General features: G+C 44.1%; 11 protein-coding genes. 8 read left to right on the top strand and 3 right to left on the bottom strand.

The window, feature by feature from the left end:
• Positions 1 to 225 precede the first annotated feature (225 nt).
• From IQ270_RS15040 to IQ270_RS15025, 4 genes are all read left to right on the top strand, one after another.
• Complete coding sequence (locus tag IQ270_RS15040) at positions 226 to 1,971, top strand: hypothetical protein (RefSeq protein ID WP_193973985.1); 1,746 nt, start codon at positions 226 to 228, stop codon at positions 1,969 to 1,971.
• 3 nt (positions 1,972 to 1,974) lie between these two features.
• Complete coding sequence (locus tag IQ270_RS15035; protein WP_193973984.1) at positions 1,975 to 2,739, top strand: glycosyltransferase family 2 protein; 765 nt, start codon at positions 1,975 to 1,977, stop codon at positions 2,737 to 2,739.
• 264 nt (positions 2,740 to 3,003) lie between these two features.
• On the top strand, positions 3,004 to 3,681 hold the full coding sequence (locus IQ270_RS15030; RefSeq protein ID WP_193973983.1) for a Uma2 family endonuclease: 678 nt from the start codon (positions 3,004 to 3,006) through the stop codon (positions 3,679 to 3,681).
• 109 nt (positions 3,682 to 3,790) lie between these two features.
• Positions 3,791 to 4,855, top strand: coding sequence for an NAD-dependent epimerase/dehydratase family protein (locus IQ270_RS15025; protein ID WP_193973982.1), 1,065 nt, complete (start codon positions 3,791 to 3,793; stop codon positions 4,853 to 4,855).
• 87 nt (positions 4,856 to 4,942) lie between these two features.
• On the opposite strand, the gene IQ270_RS15020 is transcribed toward IQ270_RS15025, so the two are convergent.
• A complete protein-coding gene (locus IQ270_RS15020) occupies positions 4,943 to 5,566 on the bottom strand; it encodes a hypothetical protein (protein WP_193973981.1) in 624 nt (207 codons plus the stop codon).
• A gap of 781 nt (positions 5,567 to 6,347) precedes the next feature.
• Here IQ270_RS15020 and IQ270_RS15015 point away from each other — a divergent pair.
• Positions 6,348 to 10,823, top strand: coding sequence for an NACHT domain-containing protein (locus IQ270_RS15015; RefSeq protein ID WP_193973980.1), 4,476 nt, complete (start codon positions 6,348 to 6,350; stop codon positions 10,821 to 10,823).
• 133 nt (positions 10,824 to 10,956) lie between these two features.
• Here IQ270_RS15015 and IQ270_RS15010 read toward each other — a convergent pair whose 3' ends face one another.
• Positions 10,957 to 11,559: a Uma2 family endonuclease gene (locus IQ270_RS15010; RefSeq protein WP_193973979.1), complete on the bottom strand. Its 603-nt coding sequence runs from the start codon at positions 11,557 to 11,559 to the stop codon at positions 10,957 to 10,959.
• Positions 11,560 to 11,725: 166 nt separating this feature from the next.
• On the opposite strand from IQ270_RS15010, the gene IQ270_RS15005 reads away from it, so the two are divergent.
• A complete protein-coding gene (locus IQ270_RS15005) occupies positions 11,726 to 12,274 on the top strand; it encodes a Uma2 family endonuclease (RefSeq protein WP_193973978.1) in 549 nt (182 codons plus the stop codon).
• A 79-nt stretch (positions 12,275 to 12,353) separates the two neighbouring features.
• Here IQ270_RS15005 and IQ270_RS15000 read toward each other — a convergent pair whose 3' ends face one another.
• On the bottom strand, positions 12,354 to 13,025 hold the full coding sequence (locus IQ270_RS15000) for a bifunctional 2-polyprenyl-6-hydroxyphenol methylase/3-demethylubiquinol 3-O-methyltransferase UbiG (protein ID WP_193973977.1): 672 nt from the start codon (positions 13,023 to 13,025) through the stop codon (positions 12,354 to 12,356).
• A gap of 50 nt (positions 13,026 to 13,075) precedes the next feature.
• On the opposite strand from IQ270_RS15000, the gene rfbC reads away from it, so the two are divergent.
• On the top strand, positions 13,076 to 13,621 hold the full coding sequence (gene rfbC / locus IQ270_RS14995) for a dTDP-4-dehydrorhamnose 3,5-epimerase (protein ID WP_193973976.1): 546 nt from the start codon (positions 13,076 to 13,078) through the stop codon (positions 13,619 to 13,621).
• 2 nt (positions 13,622 to 13,623) lie between these two features.
• On the top strand, positions 13,624 to 14,462 hold an 839-nt coding region (gene rfbD / locus IQ270_RS14990), incomplete at its 3' end, for a dTDP-4-dehydrorhamnose reductase (RefSeq protein WP_193973975.1).

The raw sequence follows: 14,462 nt of genomic DNA, 5'->3' as shown, positions 1-14,462 counted from the left end.
TGACTGTTGACGGTTGACTGTTGACGGTTGACGGTTGACTGTTAATTCTCAGTCGAAAAGTAGTTGTAGGGTGCGTCGCACGAGAACAATTCCTCGCATTTCACGCCAGATATATCGTGCGACACACCTTACACATTGGGTAGACGAAACAAACTCAAAAATTCTATTGCAGCCAGCTTTTTTCTAAATGGTATTACACTTCCGATGCTACCGGATTTGATATTAATGAAAAAAATTATTTTATTTAGTCTATACCTAATTCCTGTTGTTTTATTAATCAGATTTGTAGCGAATTTTAGCATCAATGTTCCCATCGATGACGAGTGGAGATTAGCCCCCTTGTTTGAAAAAATCGCTCAGGGAAATGTAACTTTTAATGATTTCTGGGCTTTGCACAGCAATCACCGCATAGTGTTTCCGAAAATAATTATTTCGCTGCTGGCTTTTGCTTCCAGATGGAATATTAATTATCAATTGTGTCTGAGTATCGGTTTGGCGGGGCTAACTTTTATCGCTGCGTACAAGTTATCTTCGATGCAAGCTAAAAATGGGGAGAATTTGTGGCATTTAGCTAATATTTTAAGTTGTATTTTGGTGTTCTCTCTAGTTCAGCACGAAAACTGGCTTTGGGGATTTCAATTAGCTTGGTTTTTGGTAAATTTTTGTTTTGTCGCTGCGATTTATGCGCTGGTTTCAAATCATAAATTATTGCCCAATATTAAAATTTCTGTTGCTGCTGTATTTTGTTTTATTGCTAGTTTTTCCCTGGCTCAAGGTTTGCTTTCTTGGTTGGTGGCGCTTCCGGCTGTGGTGGCTTTGGAGGGAAAAAAATTGCATAAAAAAATCAGATTAATTTTATGGATGCTGCTGTTTGTCGCAACTTGTGCTGTTTACTCAATTGATTACCATCCGAGCCGGAAAGCAAGTATTATTTCATTGTTGAATAAGCCGCTGGTGGTAATTGATTATTTTTTGAGTTTGCTGGGTTCGCCAATTGTTAGATTACCGGGAATTTCGGCATTTGTAGGATTGGTGATATTTGCCAGTTTTGGATTTTTTGTATGGCATTTTGGGAAGATTTTATCAACTGATTTGGGATTGGGTGGGGACGGGCAAGATGCCCATCCCACAATTGATTTAGGATTGCGACATCAGGCTTTACCTTGGCTGTCAATTGGGTTATTTTCGGTTTTGTCGTCTTTGTTTATTACGGCTGGCAGGGCGGAATTTGGGGCGGTTCAGGCGATAGAATCTTCGAGATATACGACTAATTCAATTTTGCTGTTGATTGCTTTGGTTCAGCTAGGACAATTGTTTATTGGAGAAACAAAAGCTTTTTTTAAATTCAACTATAAATGGATTTATAGAGGAGTTTTATCGCTATTAATTGGTATAATTATTGTGAATTCTCAAAAGGCGATCGCCCAAACTAGCTCAGCACTTATTTACAAACAAGGCGCTCAAGATTGTTTGCAATTAATGAACTATTTGGAACCGTCGGAGTTTTTCAATAAATCGCCAGAAAGCTGTTTGAGGGTGCTGAGCAAAAAAACTTGGCTGGTGAGAGAAGGCGCTGCAATTCTCGATAAATTTGGTTGGAGAAAGTTCGCGAAAAATGTAGATTTTATTGCCGAGTCCCAGAAAGTTTACGGCTATTTAGACAAACCTCAAATTAGCGATAAATCCTTGGCTGTTAACAAAAAAGCTGCTGGTTGGGCGGTTTTGCCAGAACAGAAGCAACAGCCCAATATTGTACTGCTATCTGTCGGTGACAAACAATCTTTTTTTGCTAACGCTTATGTAAATTTGGACAGTCCCGATATTGCTAAGATTTTGCAATCTCAGTTGTACAATAATGCGAGGTGGGCGGTTGATTTGTCCGATCGCGATTGGCCGATCGCCCAAACTGAAATTAAAGCTTGGGTGTATAATCCTGTGGACAACCAATTTGTCCAGTTGCGCGGAGGATGAGGAGTGAAAATTTCGGTGATTGTACCAGCCCACAACGAGGAGGGCTGTTTGGAAGGTACTGTGCGGGCGATCGCCCAGACGCTCGATTTAGAAGGCATTCCGCACGAAATTTTGATTGTGAATGACAACAGTGTCGATCGAACAATTGATATTTGCCAGGAATTGTCAGCAACTTTCCCCACAGTTAGATACATCAACAATCAACCTCCCAACGGTTTCGGATTTGCCGTGCGCCGGGGATTGGCGGAATTTGACGGCGATGCTGTCGCAATTGTGATGGCCGATGCTTCCGACGATCCGAAGGATTTAGTAGCAGGATACCGCAAATTGCAAGCCGGATATGACTGCGTTTTTGGTTCCAGATTTATCAAAGGCGGCTTTGTAGTTGACTATCCAATTCACAAATTAGCAATTAACCGCTTAGCAAACTGGTTTGTCAAAACTATTTTTGGCTGGCGCTACAACGATGTTACCAATGCTTTTAAACTCTACCGCCGAGAAGTAATTGAAGGCGTGCAGCCGATTTTAAGCCATCATTTTAATTTAACTGTGGAACTGCCTTTGAAAGCAATTGTCCGGGGTTTTTCCTATGCGGTAATTCCTCTGAGGTGGTACAATCGGACTGCTGGTATTTCTAAGCTTAAAATTAAAGAAATGGGCAGCAGGTATCTGTTTATTGTCTTGTATGTCTGGCTGGAAAAACATCTCTCTCGCGGCGACTACCACCGAACCAGAAAGATGAATGAGTTAAAAGCAGTTGACAGTTGATAGTTAAGTATAGGAATTAAACCATTTATGCGTAAGGGTATCGCGCTTTATTCATGAGGTTATTTACGTATTAACCGATGTGGCGGTTCCTATGCCACTGCGTACCAAAATCGGGAGTGCAACTTAGATAACGGGGGTAACCTGCGAAATGGTTACGAAAAAATGGTCAAATAGCTCAAAAGTGCGATCGCGCGGTAAAATTTAACTTAGGAGGCTATGGGGAAATTTGGTTGAAAAAATATACTAAATTGGGAGGATTAAGTCATGGTTTTTACAGCCCAAGAAATGGCAAAATTGATGCCAGATGCCAGTCAACTTGAAAGTGATGAGCCAGAAATGGAAAGTTCCCTACATTATATTCAATTAGCATTATTAGTTGCCTGTTTGGAATGGCAATGGCGCGATCGCAACGACTTTTTTGTTGGAGCAAATCTGACGGTTTACTACAGCCAGCAACAATTGAAAAATCGGGATTTTCGCGGCCCTGATTTTTTTCTAATCGCCGACACCGAAAAACGTCCGCGTCGTTCCTGGGTAGTTTGGGAAGAAGAGGGGAGATATCCCGATCTAATTATCGAATTGCTATCTAGTTCTACCGCCAGAGTCGATCGCAATGAAAAAAAGATATTATATCAAAATCGGTTTAGAACGCCCGAATACTTTTGGTTCGATCCTGAAGATTTGGAATTTGCTGGTTTTCGTTTAATTGGTCAAGAATATCAAGCTATTCTTGCCAATGAATTTGGTAGATTGTGGAGTGAGGTACTAGAATTATATCTGGGAATTCACGATGGGAAATTGCGTTATTTTACCCCAGATGGTCAGTTAGTTGCTACGCCAGAGGAAGCTGCACTGCAAGCACAGCAACAAGCTGCACAAGCCCAAGAGCGGGCTGAGCGATTAGCGAATCAGTTGCGGGCTTTGGGAATTGAACCAGAATAGTTGTCAAAATTCATTGACAAGATGATTCAGTTTTAATGCGAGGTATAGCTCAACACCCATTGTTCAATAATTTAACAGCAGTAATTAATCTTCTAAGAAAGTTGAGTCAATGCCTGAAAGAATTTTAATTGTGGGCGGTGCTGGTTTTATCGGCAGTTGTTTGGCAATTGGCCTGAAGAAACTTCACCCGGAATGGCAAATAATTTGTTTGGATAACCTGCGCCGCCGAGGCTCGGAATTGAATTTGCCTCGGCTTAAAAGTTGCGGGATTCAGTTTGTTTACGGGGATATTCGCACGGCGGCTGATTTAGATCCAGTTGCACTCAATGCAGATTGTATTATAGATTGCGCTGCGGAGCCTTCGGTATTGGCTGGTTTTAGTTCGCCTCAGTATGTTTTGCAGACGAATTTATTGGGTACTGTGAATGTTTTGGAGTTGGCGAGACAAACGGGTGCGAGTTTGTTGTTTTTGTCTACGAGTCGGGTTTATCCGATCGCCAGTGTCAAGTCTATCAAGTTATTGGAATTGGATGATAAATTTGCGATCGCCCCTGAGCAAACATTACCCGGTATATCCGAGTTAGGCATATCAGAAGACTTCCCCTTAAAAGGACACCGTTCGCTTTACGGAGCAACTAAATTAGCCTCAGAATTGCTGATTGAGGAGTACAGGGAAGCATACAATGTGCCGGCAATTATTAACCGCTGCGGCTTAATTACCGGTGCTTGGCAAATGGGTAAAGTCGATCAGGGAGTTTGCGGTTTGTGGGTGGCGGCTCACTATTTTGAAAAGCCACTGAATTATATCGGTTTTGGCGGCAGCGGCAAGCAAGTTAGGGATTTGCTGCACGTTGAAGATTTGTTGAGGTTAGTGAATTATCAGTTGGAACATTTTGCTGAATTTGACGGCGAAGTGTTTAATGTAGGCGGCGGTTTGAGCAACAGTCTTTCTTTGGTTGAGACAACTGATTTGTGCCGAAAAATTGCGGGTAAATCGATTGCAATTAATCCGGTTTTGGAGGAACGGGCGGGGGATATTCCGATTTTTATTACCGATTCTTCTAGGGTGATGGAAAAAACCGGATGGCGGCCTGTTATTGGCCCCGAAGCCGCTTTGCAGGATATTTATGATTGGATTGCGGCTAATGAGGTGGTTTTAAGTTCGATTTTGTAGGGATTTTTTGCAGCGCAGATTCCTAATAGTAAGGTGCGTCGCTACGGGAATTTTCGCCACTCTTTGAGTGACTAGAAGCGACGCACCCTAGGGCGAAATTTCATCCCCGTCTATAATTCCTACCATTATTTTTAGTAAATCATCTAAATCTTCGGGGACTTGAAACAAGTGGATATCTCTAAAAATAGTCTGGCGATTTCGATCTAATTTGCCAAATCGCCAGACTTCTCCCATTGTTACAGCACCGTAAAAGATATTTTGGTCTTCAACGTGCGACATTGCAATTAATTGTACAGCGAGTTGGGTAAATCCTCTAGTCATATCGTCATTTTTTGCTTCAATGATTAGCAATTCTCGATCGGATTTTACGAGATAATCTAAATTTCCCTTGAGCCAGCTATTAACATTGAGGGTATACTCAAATCGCAGTTGACATTGGCAGTATCGGACGAGATCCAGGAGTACAGGAGATACTAAGGATTCTCTTCTAGCTGTTTCGCTGCTGAGACTGACAAAAGGCAAAGTTTCTGTAATTCTTTGTTTGAGAGATGCTATATCTCCTAGTTCTCTAGAGGTATGTGGCAGAGATAGATTACCTACACTTAGCGAGTAATCAAATTCTGCTAAAATTTGATCGGTTTCGTAAGGTAATTCAAAGTATGAACGAAAGGTGTATTCTCGACCTTCTTGTAAGATTTTTTGCTTATTCATACTGTTTTAAATCGCAATTTGTTTCTTTGTACATTATATGTCAATTTTCGCCCCTATTTGAGTGACTGGAAGCGACGCACCCCACAACTCGATCGCACTAACTGGAAATAGTAGGGTGCGTCGCTACCGAAATTTTCGCCCCTATTTGAGTGACTGGAAGCGACGCACCCCACAACTCGATCGCACTTACCGACAAAATCTCAACAAAAGTACGCGCGTGCGAAGCTATCCCAGAGGGAATCGACCTCAGCGTCTACTCAGCAAAATAGCGGGTGAAAATCCGCATGATTTCACCGCATTTATGCTATACCATCGCGATCGGACTTGGTGTTTACCTTCCGCTGTGAAGTCGTCGGAGGTAGCCCGCATACCACGGAAGAAGCAGACGAAATCCAGTGGTATCTGCCCTCGGAGTTGCCGGTTAACACGTTTTCCAATCATGTCGAACGCATTCATGACGCTTACGCTGGGCACAGGGCGGTTTTGCTGAAGACGCAGGACTAATCTTTTGGTTAAAGATTTGGTAAAAGCTACATTGAATGGCGATCGTACTTCACTCAAACAGGATTTGCGGAAACTAATGTGAGAATGCTGATGTTATTAGAAGACCGGGCGGTTGAAACCGCGTCTATACAGACAAAACCCGACGGGAGCGGGTTGAAGAACGAACGGTTACAATTATGTTATTTTCTTTACACCGCGGAGGCGGACTTCGTTTTTGTAAACCTGGTTTCAACCGCCGTCTTCTTTATTTTCCCACCAATCACCTCGTAATCCCACCATGATTGTACCAAATCTCGATCTAATTATCGGCACGATTACCAGCATCGCCAATCCTATAATTAAAGATAAGTTTCAGCGCAGCGAAACAGTCATCAAATTACTCAAAAAATTTAACCTCGATCCCGAACATCCGCTACCAGACTTCAGCAGCGTTTACGCCTATACTTTAGTAGAATACGGCGTCGGAAAACCAAAGCCAATTTTAGAACTGTTCCGGGAATCAGAAATTAAACAAGCTTTTCGTCAAGCATTCGATCGCAATTCTCCCGCTATTTTTCTCAAACAAGGAGAAGATTTTCTCGATACCTATGCTTTGGGAGATGAAATTAAAGATTTAGGGCTTGACATTCGGCGCGAATTTGCTGCTTTTTCCGCAGTTTTCATCGCCGTCACCAAGCGCACCCGCAATCCTAACGAAGTTTTGACCAATCATCAGATTGATTCAGTACACAAACAGATTGTAGCAGTTCAAGAAAGGATCGATCGACTGCCAACTCTCGAAGGAATGCGCGCGGAAATTGCGCGGCTGGCTGTGGAAAATAATCCGGCTTTACCAGCAGGAAATGAAACTATTGCAAAATCCCAAGAGTTTGCTTTGGCGCAGCAGATGCGCGGTTGGTTTGAAATATTGGGCTACGATTTTGAGCCGTATCAAGTTTGGGAAGATAACTATTTTGAATGGATTATTCGGATTCCGGTGAGGCGCGGCAGGTTCGATCGCATTTTGATTCGCGGCATGGCGGGAGAAGCGGGAATTCAAGATGTTGGGGCGCTGAAACAGTCGGTAAAAATGCAAAAAACCGATGAAGGTTGGCTGGTGACGGCGCGCCGGATTTCCAAAGCAGCCCGCAAGGAAGTTGACAAACCAGAAAATCGCCATCTCGATTGTTATACTTTTGACGAATTGATTGATGTTGATGCGGATTTTAGCGGCTATATCGACTGGTTGGAAAACGAAGTTGAGCGCAGGCAAATCGATGGCAAATACGTGCCTCTCGGTTGTACGAAAGCTGAGTTTGATGGCGTTAATAAGCGACAAATTGATGCGAGTTATTACGGCGAAGAGGACGGCTGGATTGACGGTTATATCGACTTGTGGATGGACGATCCGGCGAAGGAACATATTTCTGTTTTAGGCGAATTCGGGACGGGGAAAACTTGGTTTGCTTTTCACTATGCTTGGACGGCTTTGCAGCGATACAAACAGGCAAAGGAAAAGGGAACTCAACGGCCTCGGTTGCCTTTAATTATTACTTTGCGCGACTATGCAAGAGCTTTGAATGTTGAGAATGTTTTGGCGGGTTTCTTTTTTACTCAGCACAATATTAGACTCAATAGCGAAGTGTTCGACCAACTGAATCGGATGGGTAAGTTGCTGTTGATTTTTGATGGATTTGATGAAATGGCCGCCAAGTGCGATCGACAGCAAACAATTAACAACTTCTGGGAACTAGCAAAAGTGATTGTTCCCGGCGCGAAAGTCATCTTAACCTGTCGCACAGAACACTTTCCCGAAGCCAAAGAAGGACGCGCTTTATTGAATGCCGAATTAAAAGCCTCGACTGCCAATCTCAGCGGAGAAACGCCGCAATTTGAGGTATTGGAATTGGCAGCATTCGACGACGACCAAATCCGTCAAGTATTGTCTCACCAAGCCGATGTCGAAACTGTAGCGCAGGTGATGAACAATCCGCAGTTATTGGATTTAGCGCGGCGACCGGTGATGGCGGAATTGATATTAGAATCATTACCAGATATTCAAGCAGGTAAACCCGTGGATATGTCGCGGGTATATTTGTATGCGGTGCGCCGGAAGATGGAACGAGATATTAAGGCAGAAAGGACGTTTACATCGCTAGCAGATAAGTTATTTTTCCTGTGCGAACTCTCCTGGGAAATGCTATCAACTGACCAAATGAGTTTGAATTATCGGCTGTTTCCCGACAGGATTCGCCGCTTGTTTGGGGCTGCGGTGCAAGCAGAAAAGGATTTAGACCACTGGCATTACGACATGATGGGTCAAACGATGTTAATTCGCAATGCTGAGGGGGATTATTCTCCGGCACACAGGTCGCTTTTGGAGTTTTTTGTAGCGTATAAGTTGGCGGCGGAGTTGGGGGTTTTGCCTGCTGATTTTACGGAGTTGTCGCAGGCACAATTGTCTTTGGATAATTCTGTTGAGTCGGTGAATTATACTTGGTCGGGGTATTTTAGCCGTCAGGCGGATAATGCGGGCGAGATTGTGCCGATTCCGGCTTTGAAGGGTTTTGTGAGTGAAAGTTTGGGGCAACTGCTTAATAGTTTGGGGCGGGAACCTTTGACGAAAGCGGTGATGGATTTGTTGGTGCCGATGCTGGCAAAAACTGAGTTTGTGGGTGAGGTTAAGTCGAGATTGTTGGAAGTTTTGGAGGCGACGAAAGGCAAAACTGAGGCGGAAGTTGGTTATGTGGGGGGGAATGCGGCGACGGTATTGGTGAAGGTTGATAATGCTGCTTTGGAAGGGAGAGATTTATCGGGGGCTGTAATTAAAGGTGCTGATTTTTCTGATGCTAGTTTGCGGCGTGTCAATTTTGCTGGGGCGAATTTGAGTGATTGTAATTTTATCAAAACTTTTGGTACGGTTTTTGCAGTAGCATTTAGTCCTGATGGCAAACTGTTGGCAACAGGTGGTTCCGATGGTGTGGTTCGTTGTTGGGAAGTTACTAGCGGAAAAGAACTTTTGACCTGCAAAGGTCACTGCAATTTGGTAGTTTCAGTTGCATTTAGTCCAGACGGTAAAACTCTGGCTAGTGGCAGTAGTGACCGAACGGTCAAGTTGTGGGATTGCCGCAGTGGTGAATGTCTCCAGACGTGTCAAGGTCACAGCGATTGGGTACGTTCAGTTGCATTTAGTCCAGACGGTAAAACTCTAGCTAGTGGCAGTAATGACAGAACAGTCAAGTTGTGGGATTGCCACAGTGGTGAATGTCTCCAGACTTGGCAAGGTCACAGTGATTGGATACGTGTAATTGCATTTAGTCCAGATGGTAGAACTTTAGCTAGCGGCAGTGATGACCGAACGGTCAAGTTGTGGGATTGCCACAGTGGTGAATGTCTCCAGACTTGGCAAGGTCACAGTGATTGGGTAAATTCAGTCGCGTTCAGTCCAGACGGGAAAACTCTGGCTAGCGGTAGTAGTGACAGAGCGATAAAGTTGTGGGATTGCCACAGTGGTGAATGCCTCCAAACTTGGCAAGGTCACAGTGATTTGGTACGTTCGGTTGCCTTTAGTCCAGACGGGAAAACTCTGGCTAGCGGCAGTAATGACAGCACTGTCAAGTTGTGGGATTGTTGCAGTGGTGAATGTCTCCAAACTTGGCAAGGTCATAGCAATTGGATACGTTCGATTGCATTTAGTCCAAACGGTCAAATTTTGGCTAGCGGCAGTAATGACCGAACAGTCAAGTTGTGGGATTACCGCAGTGGTGAATGTCTCCAGACTTGGCAAGGTCACAGCGATTTAGTACGTTCAGTTTCCTTTAGTCCAGATGGTAAAACTCTAGCTAGCGGTAGTGATGAGCGAACTGTCAAGCTGTGGGATTGCCACAGTGGTGAATGCCTCCAGACTTGGCAAGGTCACAGCGATTGGGTATTTTCAGTCGCGTTCAGTCCAGACGGTCAAACTCTGGCTAGCGGCAGTGATGACCGAACAGTCAAGTTGTGGGATTACCGCAGTGGTAAATGTCTCCAAACTTGGCAAGGTCACAGCAATCGGGTATTTTCAGTTGCATTTAGTCCAGACAGTAAAATTCTGGCTAGTGGCAGTAGTGACACAACGATAAAGTTGTGGGATTGCCGCAGCGGTGAATGTCTCCAGACTTTTCAAGGTCACAGCAATTGGGTACGTTCAGTTACATTTAGTCCAGACGGTCAAACTCTAGCTAGTGGCAGTGATGACCGAACGATCAAGTTGTGGAATTGCCGCAGTGGTGAATGCCTCCAGACTTGGCAAGGTCACAGCAATTGGGTAGTTTCAGTTGCCTTTAGTCCAGACGGTAAAACTCTGGCTAGTGGCAGTAATGACAGAACAGTCAAGTTGTGGGATTGTCGCAGTGGTGAATGTCTTCAGACGTGGCAAGGTCACAGCGATTTGCTACGTTCAGTTGCATTTAGTCCAGACGGCCGAATTCTGGCTAGCTGTAGTGATGACCGAACAGTCAAGTTGTGGGATTGCTACAGTGGTGAATGCCTCCGGACTTGGCAAGGTCACAACGATTGGATACCTTCAGTCGCGTTCAGTCCAGATGGTCAAACCGTGGCTAGTGGTAGTGGTGATGGCACAATTAAACTTTGGGATGTCAAGACTGGTGAGTGCCTCAAAACGCTGATAGCTGAAAGACCTTATGAGGGCATGAATATCACCGATGTTACGGGTTTGACGGATGCTGAAAAAGCGACGATCGCATCTTTAGGGGCAGTGTGCGATCTGGTTTAATATTGCGGGCGATCGCACTTCAAGAAACCGGGTTTTTCGGATATTTAAGGCTGCGGCGGGGATTTTGCCAAAAACCCGGTTTCTGCCTGATTTCATAAATTTGTTGTGGCAGAATTTGGCGGGCGATCGCACTTCACGCCCAAACTTCCGCCAAATCCAAGACAAACCCCGTTAAAACATCTTCACCCGACAAAGTTGCAGGATTTTCTAGCACTTCCACTTCCCGATTTTGCCGATAAATCTCCACTTTTCGGTTTTTCCGATCTATCAGCCAACCCAAACGAGTACCATTGTTCATATATTCTCTCATCTTGACTCGCAGCGGTTCCATGTTGTCACTTTTAGAACGAAGTTCTACCACAAAATCGGGACACAATGGAATAAAGCTTTCTTTTTGTTCTGGGGTGAGTGCGTCCCACCTTTCTTGACGCACCCAAGACGCATCAGGAGAGCGAATAGCCCTATTTGGTAGGTCAAAACCAGTAGAAGAACTAAATGCTACACCGAGTCTAGTCTGGCAGTTCCACAACCAGATTTGTCCGCTTATCTCCAAGTTAATTATTCCTGTCTCGCCTCCGGTGGGCGGGTTCACGATTAATTCTCCTGTTGTGGTGTGTTCTAATTGTATATCCCGATTTGCGATCGCCAATTCGATAAACTGTTCGCGGGTAACGGTGAGTGTGAGTGTTGGCGGAAGATTGATTGCAAGGGCGGCCAATGATTTAGTTTGTGTCATCATTTTTGTCCTCAAACTGATCCTTTTATCGCAGCTTCATCTTAATTGTCCCAAGCCTGAAATGCTTGATAATTCGTCATTTTTATGATAACACTTGGATGTGACAGGCATAAAGGGCGATCGTATCTGATATCATAGAAAAAAGTTCCACACGGAGAACCAAAAAATGATAACTTCTACAGTTGTCGCCCCGGCATCTAAAACCTACTCTCTAGAAGCATGGATGGAAAATCCACCGGATCTAGAAGAGTGGGTTGATGGCGAATTATTGGAGAAAAATGGCATGACTCTCAAGCATAGCAAGGTACAAGGAAATCTTTACTTTTCTTGGAGAAACTACAAAGAATCCAGCGGACAGGGAGGAGAGGTTTATACAGATGTTCCCTGCCGCACAAACCAGCAAGGACGCTATCCTGATGTTGCTTACCTTCCCCCAGAATTAGTAGCACAATTTGGCAATCTCAAAGTCCTACCGCAAAGTTTCCCTCTATGTGCTGAAATTGTTTCGCCAACAGATTTGGCGGAAGATGTAATTGCTAAAGCTACAGAATATTTAGAATCTGGAAGTGAGGAAGTTTGGCTGGTATATCCTGAAAATCAATGGGTTATCGTAGTAACAAAACAAACCAGAATCATCTTTATTACTGGGGAAATTGTTAGCACTCAAATTGTTTTGCCTGGTTTTAGCATCCCCGTCGATGAATTATTAAAATAAGCTATTTTATTCAGTCGGCGGAGGCCGACTTAGTTTGTGTAGTAGCGGTTTCAACCGCCGACTCTCATCGACATTGTTTCTAACTATGCTTCGATGCCTTGACAAACATTTGTCCTCCCAAAAACCGCCACAAAAAAGGCAATTTTAAGTAAATTTTTAACAGTAGCGGTGAAGCCGGCCGCCCTTTCGTCGAAAACGGTAAAAATCTCGGTATCATCACCTCAACATCAAACCCGACAGTTTGTAAAAGCTCTTGCAGCGATAAGTGCGTAATCGGTAGCTGATGGTCGATAAAATCGTAGTATTCCTTGTAAGAGTATTTAAAATTAGGCTGAATTATCAAAAGAGAACCGCTAGGCTTGAGGGCATCAAAGCAAAACGAGATAATTTCTACAAGTTCTTCTTTGTTGCGGAGATGTTCAAAAAAGTTAGAGATAAATATCCGGTCAAATTGCTCGGTGAAAGCGGATTTATCTCCACAGTTTAAAACATCAATATTCAACACTTTGACATCAGAATTAGCAAATAACTTTGAATCGGGATTGAGGTCAATTAAACATTTTTTGTTAGCCAAAATTTGATTGATAAACTCGCAGTAACCGCCGCCAATATCTAAAACTGCTGATTCTGGAGGAACATAATTTTGTAAAAACTCGTCAACTAATACTTTCCAGAGTGCCACCTTCGCTTGCATTTGTCGGGAATCAAATCGGTTGGCATACAATTTTTTGAGATATGTGTCAGTTTTCATAGTAGAATAGCCTAGACTGAGTATGAGTTTATCACGCGACACTGCCAACTATGAATGTTATATCTACGGAAATACCGGACGTTCTGATAATTGAGCCGAAAATTTTCGGAGACGATCGCGGTTTCTTTTTTGAGAGTTTTAATCACCAAGTTTTTGCCGAAAAAACAGGGGTGAGTGCAGATTTTGTTCAAGACAATCATTCCAAGTCGTCTAAAAATGTGCTGCGCGGTTTGCACTACCAAATGCAGCAGCCGCAAGGCAAATTGCTGCGTGTAGTTGCGGGCGAAATATTTGATGTGGCGGTGGATATTAGAAAAAGTTCGCCGACTTTTGGACAGTGGGCGGGCTGTTTGCTGAGTGCTGAAAATAAACGGCAATTTTGGGTGCCAGCAGGTTTTGCACACGGTTTTTTAGTAGTGTCGGAAATTGCTGAAGTTTTGTACAAAACTACAGATTATTATGCGCCTGCACACGAGCGGTGTATTCTATGGAATGACGCTGATTTGGCGATCGACTGGCCGCTAGATGGTGCCCAACCAATCTTATCAGCTAAAGACAAAGCCGGACAAACGTTGAAAAAAGCTCAAGTGTTTTAATCGTGAAAATTTTACTCGCAGGCGGCAGCGGACAGCTAGCTCAAGAATTGCAGGCAATTTTATTATCTTCGGGAGAGGTTATTGCGGTCGATCGCACTCGCGTCGATTTGTCCCAACCCGAAACCATCCGTCAAGCAATGGCTGAAATTCAACCGGATTTAGTCATCAATTCCGGTGCTTATACTGCGGTAGACAAAGCCGAAAGCGAACCAGAATTAGCACGCGCCGTCAACGGCATCGCACCGGGAATTTTCGCAGAAGAATGCGAAAAACTCGGAGCAAGTTTGATTCACTTTTCCACCGATTACGTATTTGACGGCAGCAGCGGTTCTGCTTATCTCGAAACAGATTCTACCAACCCTCTGGGAACTTACGGCAAGTCAAAATTAGCAGGCGAGGAAGCAATTCGGCAAGCGGGAAGCAGACATATTATCATTAGAACCGCCTGGGTTTACGGCAACGGCGGCAAAGGTAATTTTGTCAAAACCATGCTGAGATTGGGAAAGGAAAGAGAAGAAATTAGAGTAGTAGCAGATCAGATCGGAAGTCCTACTTGGACTGGCGATTTGGCTGCGGCGACTTCGCAAATTATTCCTCTCCTCGGGCCAGAAACTTTTGGGACATACCAGTATACTAACAGCGGTGTTTGTAGTTGGTATGATTTTGCGATCGCCATTTTTGAAGAAGCAGAAAAACTCGGATTTCCCCTCAAAATTAAGCGCGTAATTCCTATCACTACCGCCGAATATCCAACACCAGCAAAACGTCCGGCTTTTTCGGTTCTCTCAACGGTAAAAATATCAGCACTTCTGGGCACGTATCCTCCCCACTGGCGGCAAGG

The sequence above is a fragment of the Microcoleus sp. LEGE 07076 genome, from assembly GCF_015207455.1.
Taxonomy (GTDB): domain Bacteria; phylum Cyanobacteriota; class Cyanobacteriia; order Cyanobacteriales; family Microcoleaceae; genus Microcoleus.
The sequence above is the reverse complement of the archived record's forward strand: the minus strand, read 5'-3'. Positions and strand labels throughout refer to the sequence as shown.